At 69.6% G+C, this 24542-nt stretch carries 15 protein-coding genes; 12 read left to right on the forward strand and 3 right to left on the reverse strand.

The window, feature by feature from the left end; all coding sequences use genetic code 11:
* Window positions 1–4 precede the first annotated feature (4 nt).
* Complete coding sequence (gene argH, locus AC07OC_RS14460; protein ID WP_218295655.1) at window positions 5–1477, forward strand: argininosuccinate lyase; 1473 nt, start codon at window positions 5–7, stop codon at window positions 1475–1477.
* 204 nt (window positions 1478–1681) lie between these two features.
* Window positions 1682–2674 (forward strand): Bug family tripartite tricarboxylate transporter substrate binding protein, encoded by a 993-nt coding sequence (locus tag AC07OC_RS14465; RefSeq protein WP_218295654.1) that lies wholly within the window; start codon window positions 1682–1684, stop codon window positions 2672–2674.
* Between the two features lie 139 nt (window positions 2675–2813).
* Here the strand turns inward: AC07OC_RS14465 and AC07OC_RS14470 are convergent, their stop codons facing one another.
* Both AC07OC_RS14470 and AC07OC_RS14475 read right to left on the reverse strand, forming a co-directional pair.
* Entirely contained in the window at window positions 2814–3422 is a 609-nt protein-coding gene (locus AC07OC_RS14470; protein ID WP_494601586.1) for a hypothetical protein, read from the reverse strand.
* Window positions 3423–3476: 54 nt separating this feature from the next.
* Entirely contained in the window at window positions 3477–5594 is a 2118-nt protein-coding gene (locus AC07OC_RS14475; protein WP_492244172.1) for a catalase, read from the reverse strand.
* A gap of 222 nt (window positions 5595–5816) precedes the next feature.
* On the opposite strand from AC07OC_RS14475, the gene AC07OC_RS14480 reads away from it, so the two are divergent.
* The 5 genes from AC07OC_RS14480 (at window position 5817) to AC07OC_RS14500 (ending at window position 18387) form a co-directional block, all read left to right on the forward strand.
* Window positions 5817–11789, forward strand: a complete 5973-nt coding sequence (locus AC07OC_RS14480; protein WP_494601734.1) for an alpha-2-macroglobulin family protein — start codon at window positions 5817–5819, stop codon at window positions 11787–11789.
* Window positions 11790–11840: 51 nt separating this feature from the next.
* Window positions 11841–12209: a hypothetical protein gene (locus AC07OC_RS14485; protein WP_218295651.1), complete on the forward strand. Its 369-nt coding sequence runs from the start codon at window positions 11841–11843 to the stop codon at window positions 12207–12209.
* Window positions 12202–14577 (forward strand): penicillin-binding protein 1C, encoded by a 2376-nt coding sequence (gene pbpC / locus AC07OC_RS14490; protein WP_494601588.1) that lies wholly within the window; start codon window positions 12202–12204, stop codon window positions 14575–14577. Before AC07OC_RS14485 ends, pbpC begins: the two co-directional genes overlap by 8 nt.
* Window positions 14578–14660: 83 nt before the next feature.
* Window positions 14661–16943, forward strand: a complete 2283-nt coding sequence (locus AC07OC_RS14495) for a bifunctional diguanylate cyclase/phosphodiesterase (protein ID WP_492253658.1) — start codon at window positions 14661–14663, stop codon at window positions 16941–16943.
* 280 nt (window positions 16944–17223) lie between these two features.
* Window positions 17224–18387, forward strand: coding sequence for an alpha-hydroxy acid oxidase (locus AC07OC_RS14500; protein WP_369643037.1), 1164 nt, complete (start codon window positions 17224–17226; stop codon window positions 18385–18387).
* A 39-nt stretch (window positions 18388–18426) separates the two neighbouring features.
* Here the strand turns inward: AC07OC_RS14500 and AC07OC_RS14505 are convergent, their stop codons facing one another.
* The gene (locus tag AC07OC_RS14505; RefSeq protein ID WP_369643036.1) at window positions 18427–19170 is read right to left on the reverse strand and encodes an IclR family transcriptional regulator; all 744 of its coding nucleotides are present in this window, start codon (window positions 19168–19170) and stop codon (window positions 18427–18429) included.
* Window positions 19171–19306: 136 nt separating this feature from the next.
* Between AC07OC_RS14505 and AC07OC_RS14510 the strand changes: the two genes are divergently transcribed.
* The 5 genes from AC07OC_RS14510 to AC07OC_RS14530 all read left to right on the forward strand — a co-directional run bounded on the left by AC07OC_RS14510 (window position 19307) and on the right by AC07OC_RS14530 (window position 24424).
* A complete protein-coding gene (locus AC07OC_RS14510) occupies window positions 19307–20833 on the forward strand; it encodes a class I adenylate-forming enzyme family protein (protein WP_218295647.1) in 1527 nt (508 codons plus the stop codon).
* A complete protein-coding gene (locus AC07OC_RS14515; RefSeq protein WP_492244169.1) occupies window positions 20830–21633 on the forward strand; it encodes a citryl-CoA lyase in 804 nt (267 codons plus the stop codon). The genes AC07OC_RS14510 and AC07OC_RS14515 overlap by 4 nt, the downstream gene beginning before the upstream one ends.
* Window positions 21630–22454: a hypothetical protein gene (locus AC07OC_RS14520; RefSeq protein ID WP_369643034.1), complete on the forward strand. Its 825-nt coding sequence runs from the start codon at window positions 21630–21632 to the stop codon at window positions 22452–22454. Before AC07OC_RS14515 ends, AC07OC_RS14520 begins: the two co-directional genes overlap by 4 nt.
* A 40-nt stretch (window positions 22455–22494) precedes the next feature.
* On the forward strand, window positions 22495–23361 hold the full coding sequence (locus AC07OC_RS14525; protein ID WP_255591092.1) for an SDR family NAD(P)-dependent oxidoreductase: 867 nt from the start codon (window positions 22495–22497) through the stop codon (window positions 23359–23361).
* Between the two features lie 70 nt (window positions 23362–23431).
* Window positions 23432–24424, forward strand: a complete 993-nt coding sequence (locus tag AC07OC_RS14530; RefSeq protein WP_255591093.1) for a Bug family tripartite tricarboxylate transporter substrate binding protein — start codon at window positions 23432–23434, stop codon at window positions 24422–24424.
* Window positions 24425–24542 lie beyond the last annotated feature (118 nt).

Here is a 24542-nt window from a genome sequence, read left to right on the forward strand (position 1 = left end):
TCCTATGTCCAAAGCCCAAGCCACCAGCGCTGACTCTGCGCCGTCCCACAACCAGCTCGATACCAAGGCCCAGGCCTGGTCGGCGCTGTTTTCCGAGCCCATGAGCGACCTGGTCAAGCGCTACACCTCCAGCGTGTTCTTCGACAAGCGCCTGTGGCAGGCCGACATCGCGGGCAGCCTGGCGCATGCCGAGATGCTGGCGGCCCAGGGCGTGATCAGCCAGGAGGACCACGCCTCCATCCAGCGCGGCATGGCGCAGATCACCTCCGAGATCGAGTCCGGCGGCTTCGAATGGAAGCTGGACCTGGAGGACGTGCATCTGAACATCGAGGCGCGCCTGACGCAGCTGGTGGGCGATGCGGGCAAGCGCCTGCACACCGGCCGCAGCCGCAACGACCAGGTGGCCACCGACGTGCGCTTGTGGCTGCGCGGCGAGATCGACCTGATCGGCGACCTGCTCAAGGAATTGCAGGTGTCGCTGGTGGACGTGGCCGAGCAGAACGTCGAGGTGATCCTGCCCGGCTTCACCCACCTGCAGGTGGCCCAGCCCGTGAGCTTCGGCCACCACATGCTGGCCTATGTGGAGATGTTCAAGCGCGATGCCGAACGCATGGCCGATGTGCGCCGCCGCACCAACGTGCTGCCGCTGGGGGCCGCTGCGCTGGCCGGCACCACCTACCCGCTGGACCGCGAGCGCGTGGCCAGGACCCTGGGCATGGAGGGTGTGTGCCAGAACAGCCTGGACGCCGTGAGCGACCGTGACTTCGCCATCGAATTCACCGCCGCCGCCAGCCTGTGCATGGTGCACGTGAGCCGCCTGAGTGAAGAACTCATCATCTGGATGAGCCAGAACTTCGGCTTCATCAAGATCGCCGACCGCTTCACCACGGGCAGCTCGATCATGCCGCAGAAGAAGAACCCCGATGTGCCGGAACTGGCGCGCGGCAAGACCGGCCGCGTGGTCGGCCACCTGATGGGCCTGATCACCCTGATGAAGGGCCAGCCGCTGGCCTACAACAAGGACAACCAGGAGGACAAGGAGCCGCTGTTCGACACCGTGGACACGCTCAAGGACACGCTGCGCATCTTCGCCGAGATGGTCGGCGGCCAGCTGAACCCCGCCACGGGCCAGAAGGAGGGCGGCATCACCGTCAACGCGCCCGCGATGGAGCAGGCCGCGCTCAAGGGCTACGCCACCGCCACCGACCTGGCCGACTACCTGGTCAAGAAGGGCTTGCCCTTCCGCGACGCGCACGAGACCGTGGCCCACGCCGTGAAGGCGGCCACCACGCACGCCTGCGACCTGTCGGAGCTGCCCCTGGCCGTGCTGCAGGGCTTTCACCCGCAGATCGACAAGGACGTGTACGAGTGCCTGAGCCTGCGCGGCTCGCTCAATGCGCGCAACACCTTGGGCGGCACCGCGCCCGCGCAGGTGCGCAGCCAGCTGGAGCGCCACCGCGCGCGCCTGGGAAAATGAGACAACCCCCGGGGCGCTGCGCGCCTTTGCCCGTCTCTCGAATCGCCGCGCAGTTCGGGAAGGGGCACGCCGCCAGCGCACGCCAGCGCAGCGCCGCAGCCACGGCGGGGCGGCCCCTGGTGCGCCGGGGCCGCTGGCCTGAACCGTGCTAGGTGTGCGGATGCGCACCCCAGCGACCACATTCGAACAAACCGGAGTTCTGCCATGACGACCACTTTCCGCCGCAGCCTGCTGTCCCGCCTTTTGCGCACCACCGCCCTGGTGGGCGCCGCGCTGACCGTGGGGCTGGCCTTTGCCCAGGCACCCAAGCCCATCCGCCTGCTGGTGGGTTTCCCGCCCGGCGGCGGCACCGATGCGATCGCGCGCACGCTCGCCGAGAAGCTCAAGGACGAATTGGGCCAGCCCGTGGTGGTGGAAAACCGCCCCGGTGCGGGCGGCCAGATCGCCGCGCAGGCGCTCAAGGCCTCGGCGCCGGACGGCACCACGCTGTTCCTCACGCACGACCACACCATCTCCATCCTGCCGCAGGTGGTGAAAAACCCGGGCTTTGATCCGGTGCGCGACTTCGTGCCCGTGGGTGGCTTCGCCACCTTCGTGAACGCGTTCGCCGTCTCGGGCGGCACGCCGGCGAAGTCGTTCCCCGAGTACGTGGCCTGGGTGAAGGCCAGTGGCCACGGCAAGGGCGCGGTCGGCATTCCGGCACCCGCCTCCACGCCCGAGTTCCTGGTCAAGCTGCTGGGCCAGAAGTACCAGCTGGACCTGGTCTCGGCCCCCTACCGGGGCAGTGCGCCCATGATGGCCGACATGCTGGGCAACCAGATCAGCGCGGGCGTGGCCTCGGTGCAGGACTTCATGGAGAACCACAAGGCCGGCAAGGTGCGCGTGGTGGGCGTGCTGGGCACCAGGCGCCAGGCGGCCATGCCCGACGTGCCCACGTTCGACGAGATGGGCCTCAAGGGCTTCGAGGACCTGCCGTACTACGGCATCTACGCACCCACCGGCACGCCGCAGAAGTTCATCACCGACTTCTCGGCCGCGCTGGCCAAGGTCGTGGCCATGCCCGACGTGCGTGACCACCTCACCGCCATGGGGCTCACCGTGGGCCACATGTCGCCCCAGCAGCTGGCCGCCCGCCAGGCTTCCTACACCGACGCCTGGACCCGCATCATCAAGACGAGCGGGTTCGTGGCCCAGTAGTGGGGGTTCCGAAGGGCCGTGGCGCCAGCGCGGCTGGGCAATGAAATAGCCGCCAGCGCTTGTCAATCAAGCGCTGGCGGCTATTGTTTTTGTAGCAATGGAATGAAGCGCCCGGCGGTGCCCCCCGCGGCTTGTCCGGCTACAGCATGGCCTCGCGCTGCTGCTCGGCGCGCGATGCGCCGATGGCGGTTTCCACCTTCTTGACCTCTTCGGGCGGCGGCAGCACGGCGGGCATGCCCAGCGCCTCAATGGCCAGTTCGCGGCACCAGCCCTTGGTGTGGTAGAGGTGGTGGTCCTCGTCCTTTTCCACGGCCTTGTGGGCCGCTTTCAGCGTCTGGCCCACGTCCCCCGTGGCCACCTTGGCCACCTTGCCCAGCAGTTCCCAGTTGGCGTGGTCCTTGGTCTCGGCGTGCACCACGCATTCGCAGGCCACCAGCTGGGCGGCGGCGGGGTCGCCCCCCTGTTTCGCCAGCAGCATGGCCTTGACCAGGGATTCGCCGATGTGCTTGACCACCGCCCGGCTGGGTGACTGCGCGGCCGGGTCCAGGCCCAGGGCGTCGCACAGGCTGCGCACCACCTCCTGGTGGGTCAGGGTTTCTTCCAGATAGGTCTGCCATTCCTTCTTGAGATCCGGGTTCACGGCGCAGGTGAGCGCGGTGCGGTACACCTGCTCGCCGCCGAGTTCGGTCTCCATCATCTGGAGCACGAGATCATCAAGCTGGTGGCTGTCATAGTGGGCTTTGGGCATGGTTTCTCCTTCGGTGGTTGGGTTGGCAATGGGGTGTGCGCAGGGGGTGTTCGTTCATGCGAGGGTGCGGACCCTGGGTTCGCGCTCCCATTGGCGGGTCTGCGCGGCAGCCAGGAAGCCCTGCACGTCGGCCGGGTCCACCACGCCCGCATCGGGCTCGATGCCCCCGGCCTGCAGGATGGCCTGGGTGCCCTTGCAGGCCGCGATGGCCTTGAGGTGCCCGAACGCGTCGCGGAACCAGTCCACGGCGGCGGCCTCCTGGGCCAGCTGCGCGCCCATCTCGGGCGACAGCACCGAGGCCACGGCGTCGAACACCACCGAGGGCGTGCCTTGCAGCTGCCCGTCGGCGGGCAGCTGCGTGCCGTCCCTGAGCCGGGCACCGCCCACCTTGGGCGCCACGATCTTGACGGTGGCGCCGGCCTTCTCCGCCGCCTTGCGCAGGTTGGCCACCGTGTTGCCGTTGGAGCCGTCGGCCACCAGGATGCCGATGCAGCGGCCCTGCAGCGTGGGCTTCATGCGGTCGATGATCCGCAGCGCGGGAGAGGGCGGCAGGTCCTGCACCGGATCGGCCACCGGCGGTGCGGGGGGCTGGGCCTGCAGGCCCAGCCCGTCGGCAACGCGCCGGGCCAGCTCGGGGTCCACATGCTGCAGGTGGCCCACCACGGCCTCGCGCACATGCGGCGTGCCCACCTTGGACAATTCGAACACCAGCGCGGACGCCATGTGCGCCTGCTCCAGCGGGCTCTGGCTGCGAAAGAACATGCGCGCCTGGCTGTAGTGGTCGGCGAAGCTCTCGGCGCGGATGCGCCCCTTGGCGCCGTCGTCCCCTTGCGCGAAATGCCGCATTCCCAGCGCCTGCGAGGCGCGCGGCGTATCGGCCTGCAGGCTGCTGGGCTCATAGTTCACGCGGCCCTTGGGCACCTGCATCTGCATGTGGCCGTCGCGCTGCATGTTGTGAAAGGGGCACTTGGGCGCATTGATGGGAATCTGCGCGAAGTTGGGCCCGCCCAGGCGCGACAGCTGCGTGTCCAGGTACGAGAACAGGCGGCCCTGCAGCAGCGGGTCGTTGCTGAAGTCGATGCCTGGCGGCACATTGGCGGGGCAATAGGCCACCTGCTCGGTCTCCGCGAAGAAGTTGTCGGGCCAGCGGTTGAGCACCATGCGGCCCACGGGCTGCAGCGGCACCAGTTCCTCGGGAACGAGCTTGGTGGGGTCCAGGTGGTCGAACGGAAAGCGCTCCGCATCCTCTTCGGTGAAGAGCTGCACGGACAGCTCCCATTCCGGGAAATCGCCCGCCTCGATGGCCTCGAACAGGTCGCGCCGGTGGAAGTCGTTGTCCGCCGCCTGCAGCTTCACGGCCTCGTCCCACACCGTGGACTGGATGCCCAGCTTGGGGCGCCAGTGGAATTTCACGAAGGTGCTGTCGCCCGCGGCGTTGATCAGGCGGAAGCTGTGCACGCCGAAGCCTTCCATCATGCGCAGGCTGCGCGGGATGGTGCGGTCGCTCATCGCCCACATGATCATGTGCAGCGACTCGGGCATCAGCGAGATGAAATCCCAGAAGGTGTCGTGCGCGCTGGCCGCCTGGGGAAACGCACGGTCGGGCTCCATCTTGACGGCGTGCACGAGGTCGGGAAACTTCATCGCGTCCTGGATGAAGAACACGGGGATGTTGTTGCCCACCAGGTCCCAGTTGCCCTCGGGGGTATAGAACTTGACGGCGAAGCCGCGCACATCGCGCGGCGTGTCCACCGAACCGGCGCCGCCCGCCACGGTGGAAAAGCGCGTGAACACGGGTGTCTGAACGCCCACCTCCGTGAGCACACGGGCGGTGGTGTACTGCTTGAGCGAATGGGTGAGCTCGAAGAAACCGTGGGCCGCCGAGCCGCGCGCGTGCACGATGCGCTCGGGAATGCGCTCGTGGTCGAAGTGGGTGATCTTCTCGCGCAGGATGAAATCCTCGAGCAGCGTGGGGCCGCGTGGCGACGAACGCAGGGAGTTCTGGTTGTCCGCCACGGGAATGCCCAGCTGCGTGGTGAGCACGGGGTGCTTGCCGCCAGCTTGCTGCTGCAACTCGCCCGCGTTGCCGCGGTAGGTGTCGGCCTGGGTGGAGGAGGGAGCAGCGGGCAGCGTCTTCTTTGCCGCGCCGCGGGTGGTGGGGGTTCGTGCCATGGGCGCTCCTGAACGGTGGGAAGGAAGGGAAACAAACCCCCATCTTTGAGGGCCACACGCCGCCGCGGGGTAGGACGCCACCGTATCGGGCCGTCGTCGGCGGGCGGTGATCCGGCCGGCTGGCCGGATACGTAAGCGCTTGCAACGCCGCGCCGGGTGCAGTGCCGTTTTGTTACGCTTGCCGGTTCCTTCGGAGGGGACAGCGTGAACGCAAAGAAATGGATGCTGGCCACCAGCCTGTCGCTGGCGGCCTGGGGGGCGCAGGCCCTGCAGATCACCAGCTTTTCGCCGCAGGGCGAAGTGGCCCGGGTGCGGCAGGTGGTGGCCAAGTTCGATGCCGCTGCCGTCAACTTTGGCGACCCCAAGGCGCCCGCGCCGCTGGCCCTGAGTTGCAGCGATGCCGGGGCCACCAAGGGCACGGGCCGCTGGACGGGAGAGCGCGAGTGGGTGTTCGACTTCGAGCGCGACCTGCCGCCGGGGGTGCGCTGCACCGCCACCGTCAGGGCAGGGTTCAAATCGGCCGCTGGCGCTGAATTGACGGGCGCGAAAAGCTATCAATTCAATAGCGGAGGCCCGTTCGTGCAGGCCATCCGCCCGAACCCCTACCAGGAGATCGACGAAGAGCAGTTCTTCGTGCTGCAGCTCAATGGCCCCGCCACCACCGCCAGCGTGCAGGGCAATGTGTGGTGCACGGCCGAAGGCGTGGGCGAGCGCATCCCGGTCCGGTTGATCGAGGGCGCGCAGCGGGCCGAGATCCTGAAGGCGCTGGGCCTGGAGAAAAGCGCCGCGCAGGAGCCCCTGCAGTACGCCGCGCTGGCCTGCAACCGGCGGTTCACGTCCGGTTCGCGCATGCAGGTCGTGTTCGGCAAGGGCGTCGCCACGCCCAGCGGGGTGGCCAACGCGGTGGAAAAACGCTTTGACTTCAAGGTGCGCGAGCCCTTCTCGGCCGAATTCAGCTGTGAGCGGGAGAACGCGCAGGCGGCCTGCCTGCCCATCCGTCCGCTGCAGCTGTCCTTCAATGCCCCCGTGCCGCGCAAGCTTGCCGCGGCCATCCGCCTCAAATCGGCCAAGGAGACGCTCCAGCCCCGGATGGAAGGCGCGGGCGACGGCCAGGCGGGCGATGCGCTGGTGAACAGCGTGCAGTTCGCCGCGCCCCTGGCCGAGAACACGGCGTTCACGCTGGAGCTGCCCAAGGACCTCAAGGACGCCTCGGGCCGTCCGCTGCGCAATGCCGACAGCTTTCCGCTGAAGGTGGCCACGGGCGGCATGCCGCCGCTGGCCAAGTTCGCGGCGGCGCCGTTCGGCATCGTGGAGCGTTTTGCCGAGGGGCCGCGCTCCGACAAGCCCCCCGCGCTGCTGCCGGTGACGCTGCGCAATGTCGAGGCGGCGCTGCGCGTGCAGGGGCTGCAGCCGGGCGCCGAGGCGCCGGCAGGCAAGGTGAGCACGCTCAAGCCCCGCACCGATGCGGACATCATCGCGTGGTTCCGCAAGGTGCAGCGCTATGACAACTACGTGGTGAACCGCAAGCAGGCGCGGCAGGACGTGAGCGGCCCGCTGCCCAAGGCGCTGGACGAGGACAAGGAGTACGTGCAGTCGCGCCTGCTGTCGCTGCTGGCCGGCAAGGGCGGGGTGAAGACGCTGGACCTGCCCAGGCCTTCCGGCAACGACCCGCGCCCGTTCGAGGTGGTAGGCATTCCCCTCACGCCCGGGTTCCACGTGGTGGAGATCGCCTCGCAGAAGCTGGGCGCCTCGCTGCTCGACGAACGCCATGGCGATGCCCGCACGATGTATGTGCGCACCTCGGCCCTGGTCACCAACCTGGGCGTGCATTTCAAGCTGGGCCGCGAGAACGCACTGGCCTGGGTGACCACGCTGGACAAGGGCCAGCCGGTGCAGGGCGCCACGGTGCGTGTGTCCGACTGCAAGGGCAACGAGCTGGCGCAGGCCATCACCAACGACCAGGGGGTCGCGAACATCGAGGGCCTGTCGTCCGAACCGCCGCGCTGCGGCGATGCCTACCACGGCGGCGATGGCGGCCAGGCCTATTTCGTGAGTGCGCGCCACAAGGGCGACGACGGCGTGGAGGACATGGCCTTCACGTGGAGCGACTGGCAGCGCGGCATCGAGCCCTGGCGCTTCAACGTGCCCACGAACAGCGCCCCGCGCCCCAGCGAGCGGGCCCACACCATCTTCGACCGCACCCTGCTCCGGGCGGGCGAAACCGTGTCGATGAAGCACGTGCTGCGCTCTGAAACCCGCCAGGGGTTCGCGCTGCCCGCGCAGCGGCCCGAGACCCTGGTCATCACCCATGTGGGCAGCGGCCAGCAATTCACCCAGAGCCTCGCATGGCGCACGACCGCCACCGGGGGGCTGAGCGCGCAGAGCAGCTTCGCCGTGCCGCCCGCCGCCAAGCTCGGCGTGTACCAGGTGGAGCTGCGCAGCGATTCCGACAATGAGCGCAGCTTCAGCTCGGGCGAGTTCCGCGTGGAGGAATTCCGCCTGCCGGTGCTCGAAGGGCGCATCGCGCCGGCCGACAAGAAGGCGCTGGTGCGCGTGCGCTCGGTGCCCACCGACGTGCAGGTCAACTACGTGGCGGGCGGCGGCGCGGCCCACCTGCCGGTGCGGGTGTCCGCCCTGGTGCGCGGCAAGAGCCTGCAGTACGCCGACTACGAGGCCTTCAGCTTCAACCCTCCGCGCAAGCGCGCGCAGGCCTCCAGCGCGGGTGGCGACGACGAGGAGCCCGCCGCCAGCCAGGACGCGCGCGTGATCGCCGACAAGCTGCCGCTCACGCTGAACAAGGACGGCGCGGGCAAGCTGACCATCGACAACGTGCCCCAGGCGCGCGAACCACAGGAATTGCTGATGGAGGCCACGTATGCCGACCCCAACGGCGAGGTGCAGACCCTGCGCGGCACGCACACGCTGTGGCCCGCCGGCGTGGTGGCGGGCGTGAAGACCGAGGGCTGGGTCTCGGCCCGCCAGAAGATCCGCTACCAGGCCCTGGCGCTGCAGCACGACGGCAAGCCCGCCGCCGACACCTCGCTGCAGGTGCAGGCCATCGCGCGCATCACGACCACCACGCGCAAGCGCATGGTGGGCGGCTTCTACAGCTATGACAACCAGACCGAAACGAAAGACCTGGGCACGCTGTGCAGCGGCAAGAGCGACGCGCGCGGCCTGCTGCTGTGCGAGTCCAGGCTGGATGAGCCCGGCGAGGTGGAACTGGTGGTCACGGCCACCGACCGCGACGGCAACACCAGCGTGGCCGCCTCGTCGGTGTGGGTCACGCGCCAGGGCGAGCTGTGGTTTGGCGGCGAGGACCACGACCGCATCGACCTGCTGCCCGAGAAGAAAAGCTACCAGCCGGGCGAGACCGCCAAGTTCCAGGTGCGCATGCCGTTCCGCTTTGCCACGGCACTGGTGGCGGTGGAGCGCGAGGGCGTCATCGACACCCAGGTGGTGCAGCTCAACGGCCAGGACCCGACGGTGAGCCTGAAGGTGCAGCCGGATTGGGGCCCGAACGTGTACGTGAGCGTGCTGGCCCTGCGCGGGCGCCTGCGCGAGGTGCCGTGGTACAGCTTCTTCACCTGGGGCTTCAAGGCGCCGCGCGAGTGGTGGACCTCGTTCTGGTACGAGGGCAAGGAGTACCAGGCGCCCACGGCGCTGGTGGACCTGTCCAAGCCCGCCTTCCGGCTGGGCCTGGCCGAGATCCGCGTGGGCACGCAGGCCCACCAGATCAGCGTGAAGGTGGCGGCCGACAAGGAAAGCTATGCCGTGCGCGGCAAGGCGCAGGTCACCATCACCGCCACGTTGCCGGGCGGCAAGCCCGCCGCCAATGCCGAGGTGGCCGTGGCCGCCGTGGACCAGGCGCTGCTGGAGCTGATGCCCAACACCAGCTGGAACCTGCTCGAAGCCATGCTCCAGCGCCGCAGCTGGGGCGTGGAGACCTCCACCGCGCAGATGGAGATCATCGGCCGGCGCCACTATGGCAAGAAGGCCGTGCCTGCCGGCGGCGGAGGGGGCAGGGCGCAGACGCGCGAGCTGCTCGACACGCTGCTGCTGTGGGAGCCGGCCCTGCAGCTGGACGCCAACGGCCAGGCCAAGGTGACGGTGCCGCTCAATGACGCGCTGACCACGTTCAAGATCGTGGCGGTGGCCGATGCGTCCACCGGCCTGTTCGGCACCGGCAGCACCAGCATCCGCGCCACGCAGGATTTGCAGATCATCAGCGGCCTGCCGCCCCTGGTGCGCGAGGACGACCAGTTCCGCGCGCAGATCACGCTGCGCAACACCACCAAGGCGGCGATGAAGGTCGAGGTGGCGCCGCGCGCCACGCTGCTGGAGCTCAAGCCCCAGACCGTCGACATCCCCGCCGGCGAGTCGCGCGAGGTGGCCTGGAACGTCACCGCGCCGGCCCAGCTGGCGCAGACGCGCTCCGAGTCCATCCTGTGGGAGATCGAGGCCAAGGACACCGTCAGCGGCGCGCGCGATGCCCTCAAGGCACGCCAGCGCATCATCCCCGCCGTGCCGCTCACGGTGCAGCAGGCCACGCTCGTGCAGGTGGACGGCAGCTTCAGCCTGGACGTGAACCCGCCCGCCGATGCGCTGCCGGGCCGGGGCGGCCTCAAGATGTCGCTGCAGCCCAAGCTGGCCGAGGGCCTGCCCGGCGTGCGCGACTGGTGGGCCCGCTACCCGTTCGCCTGCCTGGAGCAAAAGACCAGCAAGGCCGTGGGCCTGCGTGACGGCGCGCTGTGGCAGACCGTGGTGGCGCAGTTGCCCACCTACCTGGACAGCGACGGTCTGGCCAACTACTTCCCGCCGCGCGACGGCGACGCCAACCGGGGCAGCGACACGCTCACGGCCTACGTGCTGGCGGCCACGCACGAGGCGGCCAGCCTCAACCCCGCGTTTGCCCTGCCCGACGAGGCCCGCGCGCCCATGGAGCGCGGCTTGATCGCGTTCGTGGAAGGCCGCATCCAGCGCAGCTTCTGGAGCCCGCGCAAGGACCTGGACATGCGCAAGGTGGCCGCGCTGGAGGCGCTGTCGCGCTACGGCAAGGCCCAGGGCCGGATGGTCGGCAGCATCACCATCGCGCCCAACCAGTGGCCCACGCACACGGTGATCGACTGGGTGAACGTCCTCAAGCGCGTGGCCGATGTGCCCGAGCGCGACAAGCGCCTGGCCGAAGCCCTGCAGATCCTGCGCAGCCGCCTGTCGTTCCAGGGCACCAAGCTGATCTTCAGCACCGAGCAGGACGACTACTGGTGGTGGCTGATGCAGAACGGCGACGTGAACACCGCGCGCCTGATGCTCGCGGTGATGGACGACCCGGCCTGGAAGGACGACATGGGCCGCCTGGCCAACGGCTTCATCAGCCGCCAGCAGGCCGGCGCCTGGCACACCACCACGGCCAACCTGTGGGGCGGGCTGGCGCTGGAGAAGTTCAGCGCCAGGTTCGAGGCCACGCCGGTGTCGGGCACCACCAAGGCCGCCATGGGCGCCCACAACGCGGCGGTGGACTGGAGCAAGGTCGAGCGCGTGAAGACCACCGACCTGACAGGCGCTGCGCACCAGGCCACCTGGTTCGGCGCGCCTGCGTCGCCGGGCAACCTGAAGAACAACGGCATGTTCCTGCCCTGGGGCACAGCGGGTGGCAAGGAGCCACTGGCCGTCACGCACCAGGGCCCCGGCAAGCCCTGGCTCACGCTGCAGTCGGTGGCCGCCATCCAGCTCAAGGCGCCTTTCGCGGCGGGGTACAGCATCACCAAGACCGTGACCCCCGTGGAGCAGGCCAACAAGGCGCTGCCGCCCGGCCAGTACACGCGCGGCGACGTGCTGCGCGTGACGCTGGAGGTGAACGCCAGCGCCGACATGACCTGGGTGGCCATCACCGACCCGGTCCCGGGCGGCGCCACCATCCTGGGCAGCGGCCTGGGCCGCGACTCGGCCATCGCCACGCAGGGCGAGAAGGCGAAGAGCGGCGCGGGCTGGCCCGCGTTCGAGGAGCGCAGCTTCGAGGCCTTCCGCAGCTACTACGAGTACCTGCCCAAGGGCACGGTCAAGATGGAGTACACCGTGCGCCTGAACAACGTGGGCGATTTCGCGCTGCCCCCGAGCCGCGTGGAGGCCATGTACGCGCCCGAGATGTTCGGCGAGCTGCCCAACGCGCGGGTCAAGGTGGAGGCGGCCAGGTAGCCGCGGCGCCGTGCCACGCCCCGTCATGAGCCGTCCCCGGAGCCGCGCGCCATGAGCCTCAGTGTCTTCGTGGAACTGCGGTTCTGGCTGCTGGTGGCGTTTTCCCTGGTGCTGCCCGCGGGCATCTACGGGCTGCTGCTGGCCACGCGCTCGATCTCGCGCATGGCGGTGCTGGGTTTTGGCGTGGCGCTGGTGCTGATCGCGGGCGTGGACGTGTACCTGCTGCAATCGCTCGCGGCCCTGGCCAAAGGCACGCCGTCGCTGGCGGACGACGCGGTGTTCATCTCCGAGCTGTCGATTGCCCTGTACATCCTGCCGGTGGTGTTCGGCGGCATCGGGGTCAACCTGATCTCGCACGTGCTGCTGCGCCACCTGACCGAGGCCGAAACGCGGTTCGACCGGGAGCATCGGGATGACTGACCGTGGCCGGCCCGTGGTGCCCGGGCGGGCGCGCAGGCCGTACAAGGGGTGGGCCGTGGCGGCCCTGTCCGCCTTCCTGGCGGCGCCCGCGGCGGCCATCGCGACTTTCGAGGAGGTGCGCGCGGACTTCAGACCGTCCGACACCGTGCTCCTCTCGCGCGAAGGCGAGGTGCTGCAGCGCCTGCGCACCGACACCACCGTGCGCCGTGGCCAGTGGGTGGCGCTGGCCGACATTTCACCCGCGCTGCGCACGGCCCTGGTGCTCAGCGAGGACAAGCGTTTCTTCGAGCACAGCGGGGTGGACTGGCAAGCCGCCTCGGCCGCCGCCTGGGGCAACCTGTGGAACCAGCGCACGCGCGGGGCCAGCACCATCACCATGCAGCTGGCGGGCCTGCTCGATGGGGACTGGCGCCAGGGGCCGGGCGGGCGCTCGGTGGCGCAAAAGCTCGGCCAGACGGTGGCCGCACAGGTGCTGGACCGGCGCTGGCGCAAGGACCAGATCCTGGAGGCCTACCTCAACCTCGTACCCTTTCGCAGCGAACTGGTGGGCATCGACGCCCTGAGCCGCACGCTGTTCGGCAAGGCCGCCCATGGCCTGGACGAGCGCGAGGCGGCCGTGGCGGCCGCGCTGGTGCGCGCGCCCAACGCGCGCCCCGGCCTGGTGGCGCAGCGGGCCTGCGGGGTGCTGCGCGACATGCGGGCGCAGCAGCCACCGGCGCGGCCGCCATCCCTGGCCTCCGGCCGTCCGGCACAGCACCTGCCCCCCGTGGACTGCGATGCCCTGGACCTGTTCGCCACGGCGGCGCTGCAGCGCCGCGCGTTCGATGCGAGCGAGGGCGTGGCCCCCCACTTCGCGCGGCACTTGCTGCGCCAGCGCTTCAAGGAAGGGGGCGTGGTGCCCGAGCGCGTGCAGAGCACGCTGCGCGCGCCGCTGCAGCGCTTTGCCGTGCAGACCCTGCAGCAGCACCTGCGGGAGTTGCGCGGGCGCAACGTGGAAGACGGCGCGGTGCTGGTGCTGGACAACGCCACGGGCGCGGTGCTGGCCTGGGTGGGCTCGTCGGGGCCGCTGAGCCAGGCCGGCGAGGTGGACGGCGTGCTGGCGCCGCGCCAGCCGGGCTCCACGCTCAAGCCGTTCCTGTATGCGCAGGCCATCGCCGAGCGGCGTCTCACGGCGGCCTCGCTGGTGGACGATTCGCCCGCGCACATCGCCACCGCGGGCGGCCTGTACATCCCGCAGAACTACGACCGCCAGTTCAAGGGCTGGGTGTCGGTGCGCACCGCGCTGGCGGCGTCGCTGAACGTGCCGGCGGTGCGCACGCTGGTCATGGTCACGCCGGACGCGTTCCATCGCCAGCTCTCCGCGGCGGGCATGCCGCTGCGCGAAAACGGGGACTACTTTGGCTACAGCCTCGCGCTGGGCAGCCCCGAGGTGCCGCTGCTGCACCTGTCCAACGCGTTTCGCACCCTCGCCAACGGCGGGCGCCTGAGCCCGGTGGCATGGGCCCAGGCGCCCCCCGGCAAGGTCCCGGCCTTCGCCCCCGCGCTCGATCCGCGCGCCGTCTTCATCGTGGGCGACATCCTGTCCGACGGCAATGCGCGGGCGCGCACCTTCGGCACCGACAGCGTGCTGGCCACGCGCTTCTGGACCGCCGTGAAGACCGGCACCAGCAAGGACATGCGCGACAACTGGGCCGTGGGCTGGTCCGCGCGCTACACCGTGGGCGTGTGGGTGGGCAATGCCAGCGGCGCGGCCATGCACGACGTGAGCGGCACCAGCGGCGCCGCGCCCATCTGGGCCGCGGTCATGGGCTTCCTGCACGCGCGCGAACCCAGCCGCGCCCCCAAGGCGCCCCCAGGCCTTGCCCGGGCCGCCGTGCAATTCGGGCCCGCCGCGCCACAGCCCGGTGGCGCGGGCGACGCCCGCCAGCCCCTGGAGGCGGCGCGGCAGGAGTGGTTCCTGGAGGGCACCCAGCAGTCCCTGTTTGCTATTGATTCAGGAGCTAACGGGCAAGACGAACCCAGCGCCAGCGCCAAAAGAACCCCCCATCCCCCGGGGCGGGAGGCCGGGGCGGCCGCGCCGGGCCTTGGCGCGCGCATCACGGCGCCGGCCCCCGGCACCATCATCGCGCTGGACCCGGATATCCCTCCCGCGCGCCAGCGCCTGCAGTTCACCGCCACGGGAAGCGGGTGGCTGTGGCGCATGGACGGCAGGCCGCTCGGGCGCGGCGCGCGCGTGGCCTGGATGCCCTGGCCGGGGAGGCACGTGGTGCAGCTCACCGATGCCCAGGGCCAGGTGCTGGACGAGGTCCGCATCGAGGTGCGCGGCGCGGGTGCCGTGGCGCCCGCACCCAGGGCCACTGCGCATTGACGCCACGAAATCCGAGGGATACGGTGTGACTTGCCGCCCGGCACGCCACAGGTAGACGCCTAGAATGGTTACAAGATATTTCTATGCCCTTTCTGCGCCAGTTCTTTTCCCACCGCCTGATCTGGCTGGCCCTGTTGGTCTCGCTGGGCATTGGCGCACTCTTCGCACGCACGATCTGGACCATTCGCGCTGACGAGTGGAACTACGCCGCCCAGACCAACGCCAATCTCGCGCGCACGCTGGAGCAGGGGCTGAGCTGGGCGCTCGACACGTTCGACAAATCGCTGGAAGGCGTGGCGCGCGAGGTGGGCAGGCCCGAGGTGTGGGCCCTGCCGCCCGACCTGCGCGCCCGGGTGGTGTTCGACAACTCCCTGCGCGCGCGTGGCGCGGGCGATGTGCTGGTGCTCGACACCCTGGGCAACGTGGTGCTCGATTCGGGCCCGCTGCCGCCGCGCCGGGTCAACTTCGCGGACCGCGACTATTTCACGGCGTTCCAGTCGGGCGGGCACCAGGGCCTGTTCGTGGGCAAGCCCGTGCCCTCGCGCGTGACCGGGCTCAACATCCTGCCGGTCTCGCGCGCCTACTACCGTCCGGACGGCAGCTTCGCCGGGGTGGTGGTGGGCGCCATCAGCCTGAGCTATTTCAATGAGCTGTTCGGTTCGCTCGACATGGGCCCCCACAGCGGCGTGAACCTGTTTCGCAGCGACGGCGTCGTGATCACCCGGTTTCCCTATGGGGACGCCGACGTGGGCCGCAGCCTGGCGGGCACCCCCAACCTGATCCGCTTCCAGACGGAGGGCACGGGCACCTTCATCGGCACGTCCACCATCGACGGCATGGAGCGCCTGTATTCGTTCCGTCCCGTGGGGCGCTATCCGCTGATCCTCAACGTGGCGCAGTCCACCGACACCGTTCTGGCCAAGTGGTACCGCAGCGCCTGGGTGCTGGGCGGGTTCGCGCTGCTGCTGATGGTCAGCTGCGTGGGGCTGGCCACGCTGTTCGTGCGCGAACTCACGCTGCGCCAGCAGGTCTCCGCGCGGCTGCGCGAGGCCGAACGCAACACGCGCACCATTCTCGACAACATGCCCTCGATGATCGGCTACTGGGATGCCGGGCTGCGCAACCGGTTCGCCAACCAGGTCTATTTCGAGTGGTTCGGCGTGCGGCCCGAGCGCATGCCCGGCATGCACCTGAGCGACCTGCTCGGGCCGGAGCTGTTCGCGCAGAACAAGCCGTTCCTGGACAGGGCGCTGCTGGGCGAGCCGCAACTGTTCGAGCGCACCTTCGCGGATGTGCATGGCGTTGCGCGCCACACCATGGCCTCCTACCTGCCCGACACCGAGGGCGGCAAGGTGCGTGGCATCTTCGTGCAGGTGACGGACATCTCGGAACGCAAGCGCATGGAGGACGAACTGTTTGACGAGAAGGAGCGCGTGCGCCTCACGCTGCAGTCCATCGGAGACGCGGTGGTCTGCGCGGACGCCCATGGAGCGGTCACGTACCTGAACCCGGTGGCCGAGCGCCTGACCGGCTGGCAGGCCTTCGACGCGGCGGGCCACAACGTGGACGAGGTAGTGAACCTGCGCAGCCCCGACAACGACGCGGTGCTGGCCAGCCCCTTGCGCCAGGCCATGGAGCAGGGCCTGGCGGTGGAAGCGGTGCGCGGCGTGGTCCTGCACCGCACCAGCGGGCAGCGCTTTCAGGTGGAGGAAACCTCCAGCCCCATCACCGACCGCCATGGGGCCGTGACGGGCGCCGTGGCCGTGCTGCGCGATGTGACCGAATCGGTGGTCATGGCCGAGCGCATGGCGCACCTCGCCCAGTACGACGCGCTGACCGACCTGCCCAACCGCGTGCTGCTGCAGGACCGCGCCCAGCTGGCCATCTCGCAGGCGCGCCGCGACGGCAAGTGCCTGGCCGTGATGTACCTGGACCTGGACGGCTTCAAGGACGTGAATGACACCCTCGGCCACGATGTGGGCGACCTGCTGCTGGTGCAGTTCGCCCAGCGCCTGAAGGCCGCCGTGCGCGCCTCGGACACCGTGTGCCGCCAGGGCGGCGACGAATTCGTGGTGCTGCTGCCGGGGCTGGACGGCGCCGAGCCCGCGTGCAGCGTGGCATGCAAGATCCTCGCGTCCTGCGACCTGCCTTTCGAGCTGGCGGGGCGGGTGCTGCAGATCGGGCTGAGCGGCGGCATCGCGCTGTACCCCCAGCATGGTGACACCTTCGACGCGCTTTCGCGCCATGCCGACAGCGCCATGTACGCCGCCAAGCGCGGCGGGCGCATGCGCTTCATGCTCTACCGGGGCCCGGACGAGGCGCCCGAGGTCGTGCTGGCCGACAACGCGGGAGGCCGCGTGCGCTGAGCATGCGGCGGTGCGACGCGGTGCGGGGAGGGGGGCCGCATGCCAGAACCCACGGTGGGATCATGTTTTGCTATGAAAATAATAGCTTATTGCGCTTGTGGAATAAGCGCCAGGCGGTGTTTTTGGTGAAAGTCCTGGAGCTTGCGCGGGCCCGCCTCGGCCTGCCTTGGAAATTTGTTGCAGCCCCGCGCAAATAATTTTGATGGCCCGCCAGCGCGCAAGTGCCTACCATCCGCGCAGTTCTTACCGTCCCCTGTGCAACCCCTTCTGGAGCGTCCGCGTGCCTGACTTGTCCAAAATCACCTGCATCGAAGACCTGCGTGTCATCGCCCAGCGGCGCGTGCCGCGCATGTTCTATGACTACGCCGATTCAGGCTCGTACACCGAGGGCACCTACCGCGCCAACGAAAGCGACTTCCAGCGCATCAAGCTGCGCCAGCGCGTGGCCGTGAACATGGAAGGCCGCAGCACGCGCACCACCATGGTGGGGCAGGACGTGGCCATGCCCGTGGCCATCGCGCCCACGGGCCTCACGGGCATGCAGCATGCCGACGGCGAGATCCTGGGCGCGAAGGCGGCCAAGGCGTTCGGCATCCCGTTCACGCTCTCGACCATGAGCATCTGCTCCCTCGAGGACATCGCCGAGCACACGGGGCGCCACCCGTTCTGGTTCCAGGTGTATGTGATGCGCGACCGCGACTTCATCGAGCGCCTGATCGACCGCGCCAAGGCCGCCAACTGCTCGGCGCTGCAGCTCACGCTGGACCTGCAGATCCTGGGCCAGCGCCACAAGGACATCAAGAACGGACTGTCGGCGCCGCCCAAGCCCACGCTCGCCAACCTCATCAACCTGGCGACCAAGCCGCGCTGGTGCCTGGGCATGCTGGGCACCCCGCGCCGCTCGTTCGGCAACATCGTGGGCCATGCCAAGGGCGTGGGCGATCTGTCCTCGCTCTCGTCCTGGACGGCCGAGCAGTTCGACCCGCAGCTCAACTGGGGCGATGTCGAGTGGATCAAGAAGCGCTGGGGCGGCAAGCTGATCCTCAAGGGCATCATGGACGCGGAGGACGCCCGCCTGGCGGTCGACAGCGGCGCCGATGCGCTCATCGTCAGCAACCACGGCGGCCGCCAGCTGGACGGCGCGCCATCGTCCATCGCCGCGCTGCCCGGCATCGCGGCCGCTGCCGGCAAGGACATCGAGGTGTGGATGGACGGCGGCATCCGCAGCGGGCAGGACGTGCTCAAGGCGCGTGCGCTGGGCGCCCAGGGCACGCTGATCGGGCGCAGTTTCCTCTACGGCCTGGGTGCCTTCGGCGAGGCGGGGGTGACCCGCGCGCTGCAGATCATCCAGAAGGAGCTGGACATCACCATGGCCTTCTGCGGCCACACCAACATCAACACGGTGGACCAGTCCATCCTGCTGCCGGGCACCTACCCCGCCTAACCGTGGCCCGTGCAACCGCGGCCGGCCGGTGCGCAGGACCTACAGCGTCTTCTGCAGCGCCGCGATCTCCCGCTGCAGGGTCTGCACCACGAAGTCCTCGCGCGGCTGCATGCGCGCCGTCATGGCGCTCACGCTGATGGCGCCGACCACCATGCCGCCCCGGTCCCGGATGGGCACGCCAATGCTGGTCACGCCCGCCACGGCGTAGTTGGTGATGCTGGCGTAGCCCCGCGCACGGGCGGTTTCCATCAGGTCCAGCAGGATCTGCCGCGTGAGGCCCCCGTAGGTGGCCAGGTGCGGCTCGATGCGGCCGAGCACCTCGGGCAGTTCGTCCTGCGGCATGAAGCTCAGCAGCGCCAGCCCCCCGCCGCCAATGCCCAGGGGCCGGCGCTTGCCCACTTCCACGGTCAGCACCTGGATCGGAAAGCTGCCGGACTGGCGGTCCAGGCAGAACGAATCCGCCCCGCTGCGCACCACCAGGAAGGCGGTGTCCCCCGTCTCGGCGCTGATGCGTGCGAGGAAGGGCGCGCACTGGTCGCGCAAATTGAAGTGGGTGGACGCCACCAGCCCGAGTTCGTAGGCGAAGTGGCCCAGCCGGTAGCGGCGCCGGGCGTCCTGCATCACCAGCCCGCCTTCGACCAGTTGCTTGAGCAGCCGGTGCACCGTGGGCTGCGCCAGGCCGCTGGCCGCCACCAGCGTGGACAGGCGGGCGCCGGACTTGTGCTCGGAGGAAATCAGCCGCAGCAGCCCGATGGCCCGGTCCAGGCTTTGAACGGTGGTCATGTCATCAAATTCACTGTAAATCCATATTGTGGACTTATTTGCTTTGGCGTCCGGCCGTGCAAAGGAATAATTCAATGAGAAGTTTATTTCACTGACGACGATTCAACAATAAAAGTCCGTATTGCGGAATATTTGCATGTACCCCATCGATTTCTTCTACCGCGCTGTCCGGATGTATCCGCAGCGGGAAGCCCTGGCCGGCGGCGGCCAGGTGCTGACCTATGCCGCGCTGGCCGCGCGCGTGGACGCCGCCGCCTGTGCGCTGCAGCAGCTGGACGCCGAACCCGGCTCGCGCGTCGGCATCTGCGCCGGCAACACCGTGGACCATGTCGTGGCGCTGCTGGCCGTGCTGGCGGCGGGCAAGGTGTGGGTGCCGCTGAACTGGCGCAACCCGGCGGCGGAGCTCAACCGCATCATCGCGTTCACCGAACCCACCATCGTGGTGGCCGAGCCCGCGCACCTGGGCACGCTCGACCTGGCCGGCGTGAAGGCCGTGCTGGCGCTGGGCGAGGGCGGTGAAGCCCGCGCCACGCTGCAGGCCGCCGAGGCTGCGCACGCGGGCCAGCGGCCCCGGCCGCACGGCCGCTCTCGCGACGAGGCCCAGGCCATCAAGTTCACGGGCGGCTCCACCGGCGTGCCCAAGGGCGTGATGCAGCCCTACCGCGCGTGGGTGGCCACGCTGGTCAACCAGATCCAGGCGTTCGGCTTCGGCGCGGACGACCGCTACCTCATCTCGGCGCCCGTCACGCACGGCACCTCCACCTACCTGCTGCCCATCCTGGCGCAGGGCGGCTGCCACGTGCTGCCCGCCAGCAACAAGCCGGCCGAGCTGCTGCGCAGCTTCCGCGAGGATGGCATCACCACCACCTTCATGCCGCCCACGCTGCTGTACATGCTGGTGGCCGAGGCGCATGGCGAGCGCCTTCGGCTGCCCCGCCTCAGGCACCTGATCTACGGCGGCGCGCCCATGCCGCCCGAGAAGATCCGCGTGGTGCGCGAATGCTTCGGCCCCGTGCTGGAGACCACCTACGGCCAGACCGAGGCGCCGCAGGTGGTCAGCGTGATGCGCGCCGAAGACTTCGCCGACGAGGCCAACTGGCGCTCCGTGGGCCGCCAGGGCCTGGTGACCGACATGGCCATCATGAGCCCGGAAGGCGCCCTGCTGCCCACGGGCGAGGCGGGCGAGATCGTGGTGCGCGGCGACCTCATCATGAACGGCTACTGGAAGATGCCGGAGAAGACCGCCGAGACCATCGTGGACGGCTGGCTGCACACGGGCGACCGGGGCTACGTGGACGAGCGCGGCTACCTGTTCCTCAAGGACCGGCTGCGCGAGGTGGTCATCACCGGCGGCTTCAACGTCTACCCCATCGATGTGGAGAGCGTGCTCGACCAGCACCCCGCCGTGCACGAGTCCGCCGTGTTCGGCATCGAGGACGACAAGTGGGGCGAGGCCGTGCACGCGGCCGTGCAGCTCAAGCCCGGCGCGCAGGTGAGCGCGCAGGAGCTCATCGCCTTCGCGAAGGAGCACCTGGGCTCCGTGAAGACCCCCAAGGCCGTGCACTTCTACGCCGACCTGCCGCGCAGCGTGGCGGGCAAGGTGCACAAGGTCACGCTCAAGGCCGACATCACGCGCCTGGTGCGCCAGGAGCAGCCCGCATGAACAAGCCCGTGGAACGCCCCTACACCGAGCTGTGCACGCACTCGCCAACGTCGATCCACTACCGGGGCGACAACCTGGCCGAGGACGTGCTGGGCCAGCGCGGCTTCACCGACGTGCTGTTCTCGCAGATCCTCAACCGCCGGCCTGACGCCGACGACCTGCGCGTGCTCGACGCCGCGCTCATCGCCATCATGGAGCACGGCCTCACGCCGAGCGCCATCGCCACGCGCATGGTCTACATGAGCTCGCCCGAGAACATCCAGAGCGGCGTGGCCGCGGGCCTGCTGGCCGTGGGCAGCCAGTTCGTGGGCACGGTGGAAAATTCGGCCATCCTGCTGCGCCAGATCATCGATGCGCCCGAAGGCGTGGAGGCCGCGGCGCGCGCCACGGTGCAGCGCCACCGCGCCGAGCGCAAGCCCATCCCCGGCTTCGGCCAGCACATGCACAAGCCGGACGACCCACGCGCGGCCAGGCTGCTGGCCATCGGCCGCGAGCATCCGCGCTTCGAGGGGCGCTACCTACAGGCCATCGAGGTCCTCTCGCGCGAGGTGGATGGCGCCTTCGGCAAGCACATCACCATCAACGCCACGGGCGCGGTGGGCACGCTGCTGGGCGAGCTGGGCGTGCCCCCGGCGATGATGCGCGGCTTTGCCGTCATCTCGCGCGCGGCGGGGCTGGTGGCGCACATCGCGGAAGAGCAGCGCATTCCGTCCGCCCGTTTCGTGTGGGACCTGGTGGACCACGAGGTGCCCTACCGTGGCACGGGCGAGGGCCACAACAAGGACCGGAGCGGCGAATGACCGGCACCACCCCTTCGCGCGACATCCTGGTCTGCGATTCGGTCACCCGCATGGGGCAGGACGTGCGGGGCCGCGTGGCCATCGCCGCCTCGCATGGCGGCGTGTTCGCGGTGCACCTGGCGCTGCAGGAGGGCGTGGCCGGCCTGGTGGTGTGTGATGCGGGCGTGGGGCTGGAGCGCGCGGGCATCGCGGGCCTGGACCATGCCAACAGCCTGGGCGTGCCGTGCGCCGCCCTCCACCACCGCTCGGCGCGCATCGGCGACGGGGCCGACTGCGCGCGGCGCGGCCTGGTCTCGTACGCCAACGCGCGTGCCGTGCAGCTGGGCGTGCGCGTGGGCATGCCCGCCCTGCAGGCCGCGCAGTGCATGGCCGCTGCGGACCTGCAGGCCGTGGACCCGGGACCCTCGCCCGGCGAGGCGCGCAAGGTGCTGCCGGGACTGCATGGGCACCGCACCGTCGTGCTCATCGACTCGGCCTCGCTGGTGGCCGAGGAGGACCGCGACTGCGTGGTGATCACCGCCTCGCACGGCGGCTTGCTGGGTGGCCGGTTCGAGACCGCCATCAAGCTGCCCGTGTTCGCCGCGCTCTACAACGATGCGGGCATCGGCTGCGACGGCGCGGGCGTCTCGCGCCTGCCGGCACTCGATGCGCGGGGCATCCCGGCTGCCACGGTGGCTGCCAGCAGCGCGCGCATTGGCGACGCCCGCTCCGCATGGGAGACCGGCGTGATCAGCCGCGTGAACCAGGCGGCCTATGCCCTGGGGGCGCGCGAAGGGCAGGGCGCACGCGACTGGGCCGAACTCATGGCGGCCGTGCACTGAGGCTGAAGGCCCGGCACAACCCACAAAGAAAGAGACATTCATGGCGACCACAGCACATGCAAGCAGCCCGGCAACGTCGGCCGCGTACTTCCCGCCGCTCGATGCGCTGCCCGGCCGGGGCCGTGTGGCGGGCAAGGTGGCACTGGTGTTCGGTGGCGGTTCGGCTGGCCCCGGCTGGGGCAACGGCAAGGCCGCCGCCATGGTCTATGCCCGCGAAGGCGCGCGCGTGGCGGTGGTGGACATCCGCCGCGAGGCGGCCGAGGAAACCCGTGCCCAGCTGTACGCCGAGGGCTTCGACGCCGAGGCCTATGCCGCCGACGTCACGGACTCCGCCGCCGTGGCCGAGGTGGCGCGGCGCGTGCACGCGCGCTTTGGCGCCATCGACATCCTGCACAACAACGTGGGCATCACGCGCATGGGCAGCGTGATCGACATGGACGAAGCCACCTGGCAGCAGGTGATCGACACCAACCTGACCGGCGTGTTCCTCACCTGCAAGCACGTGGTGCCGGTGATGCTGGCGCAGGGGCGCGGCGCCATCGTCAACATCTCGTCGCTGGCCTCGCAGCAGATCAACAGCTACCCGTACATGCCGTACTACGCGGCCAAGGCCGGGCTCAACCACTTCACGCGGGCGCTGGCCGTGCAGTACGCGGCCCAGGGCATCCGCGCCAACGCGGTGCTGCCGGGCGTCATCGACACACCGCTCATCCACCAGCAGATCGCCGGCCAGTTCGCCAGCACCGAGGAGATGCTGCGCACCCGCAACGCCGCCAGCCCCATGGGCCGCATGGGCCAGGCCTGGGACGTGGCCTACACGGCGCTGTTCCTGGCGAGCGACGAGGCGCGCTACGTGACGGGCGTGTGCATTCCGGTGGATGGCGGCAAGGGCTGCACGGGCAAGTAGGCCCTTCACGTTCCAGCGTTTCAAAGTTCCATTGATTCTTTCATTCCCACATTCGCAGGAGACAACACCCATGAACAAGCACCGAATGAACCGCCGCACGGCCGCTGGCGTCGCACTGGCACTGCTGGGGGCCGCGGCGGCGCTGCCCGCCGCCGCGCAGGGCGCCTTCCCTGACAAACCCGTCAAGCTGGTGGTGCCGTTTCCGCCGGGCGGCACGTCGGACATCAGTGGCCGCGTGCTGGCCGACGCCTTGTCCAAGGAACTGGGCCAGCCGGTGATCGTGGAGAACAAGGCGGGCGCGGGCGGCTCGGTGGGCGCGCGCTTCGTGGCCGAATCCAAGGCCGACGGCTACACGCTGCTGCTGGGCACCACCAGCACCAACGGCACGAATTCGGCGGTGTACAAGAACCTGAGCTTCGATGCGCTCAAGAGCTTCACGCCCATCACGCGCATCCTGTCGGTGCCCGGGGTGCTGGCCATCAACAAGAGCTTCCCCGCCAAGAACTATGCGGAGTTCGCCAAGCTCGTGGGCCAGTCGCCCGGCAAGTATTCGTATGCCTCCTCGGGCAACGGCGGCGCCACCCACATGGCGATGGAGTACTACAAGTCGCTCAGCGGCCTGCGCGTGGTGCATGTGCCGTACCGCGGCACGGGCCCGGCGCTCAACGACGTGATCGGCGGCCAGGTCGAGATGATCTACGACACGCTGGCCTCGTCGATGCCGCACATCAAGTCGGGCAACCTGGTTCCCATGGCCCTGGCCACGCCTCGGCGCCTGAAGGAATTGCCCGAGGTGCCCACCTTCGCGGAGCTGGGCCTCAAGAGCGCCAACGAAGGCTTCTGGAACGGCGTGCTGGCGCCCGCCGGCCTGCCCGCCGATGTGCTGGAGAAGCTGCACGGCGCCATCGTGCGTGCGCTGCGCACGCCGATGGTGCAGGAGAAGTTCGCCGCCGCCGGTGCCATCACGGTCGAGGACACGCCCGCGGCCTTCGCCAAGATCATTGCCGACGAGATCGTGAAGTGGAAGAAGGTGGCCGAGACCAGCCACATCACGGCGGACTGACCGTCTGGCCGTCTGACTGACCGGGCCGCTGACGTGGGGGCGCACCGCGCCCTCGCGCCCCTGCATGGCCGCATTGCCCATTGGCGTCGGGCGGCGCGCCATGGGGCCGCTATAACCC

Source organism: Acidovorax sp. GW821-FHT10E04, from assembly GCF_059415185.1.

Excerpts from the sequence above, each read along its gene's own strand:
- argH (WP_218295655.1), top strand. The coding sequence starts at position 5 with ATGTCCAAAGCCCAAGCCACCAGCGCTGACTCTGCGCCGTCCCACAAC.
- AC07OC_RS14465 (WP_218295654.1), top strand. The coding sequence starts at position 1,682 with ATGACGACCACTTTCCGCCGCAGCCTGCTGTCCCGCCTTTTGCGCACC.
- AC07OC_RS14470 (WP_494601586.1), bottom strand. The coding sequence starts at position 3,422 with ATGCCCAAAGCCCACTATGACAGCCACCAGCTTGATGATCTCGTGCTC.
- AC07OC_RS14475 (WP_492244172.1), bottom strand. The coding sequence starts at position 5,594 with ATGGCACGAACCCCCACCACCCGCGGCGCGGCAAAGAAGACGCTGCCC.
- AC07OC_RS14480 (WP_494601734.1), top strand. The coding sequence starts at position 5,817 with ATGCTGGCCACCAGCCTGTCGCTGGCGGCCTGGGGGGCGCAGGCCCTG.
- AC07OC_RS14485 (WP_218295651.1), top strand. The coding sequence starts at position 11,841 with ATGAGCCTCAGTGTCTTCGTGGAACTGCGGTTCTGGCTGCTGGTGGCG.
- pbpC (WP_494601588.1), top strand. The coding sequence starts at position 12,202 with ATGACTGACCGTGGCCGGCCCGTGGTGCCCGGGCGGGCGCGCAGGCCG.
- AC07OC_RS14495 (WP_492253658.1), top strand. The coding sequence starts at position 14,661 with ATGCCCTTTCTGCGCCAGTTCTTTTCCCACCGCCTGATCTGGCTGGCC.
- AC07OC_RS14505 (WP_369643036.1), bottom strand. The coding sequence starts at position 19,170 with ATGACCACCGTTCAAAGCCTGGACCGGGCCATCGGGCTGCTGCGGCTG.
- AC07OC_RS14510 (WP_218295647.1), top strand. The coding sequence starts at position 19,307 with ATGTACCCCATCGATTTCTTCTACCGCGCTGTCCGGATGTATCCGCAG.
- AC07OC_RS14515 (WP_492244169.1), top strand. The coding sequence starts at position 20,830 with ATGAACAAGCCCGTGGAACGCCCCTACACCGAGCTGTGCACGCACTCG.
- AC07OC_RS14520 (WP_369643034.1), top strand. The coding sequence starts at position 21,630 with ATGACCGGCACCACCCCTTCGCGCGACATCCTGGTCTGCGATTCGGTC.
- AC07OC_RS14525 (WP_255591092.1), top strand. The coding sequence starts at position 22,495 with ATGGCGACCACAGCACATGCAAGCAGCCCGGCAACGTCGGCCGCGTAC.
- AC07OC_RS14530 (WP_255591093.1), top strand. The coding sequence starts at position 23,432 with ATGAACAAGCACCGAATGAACCGCCGCACGGCCGCTGGCGTCGCACTG.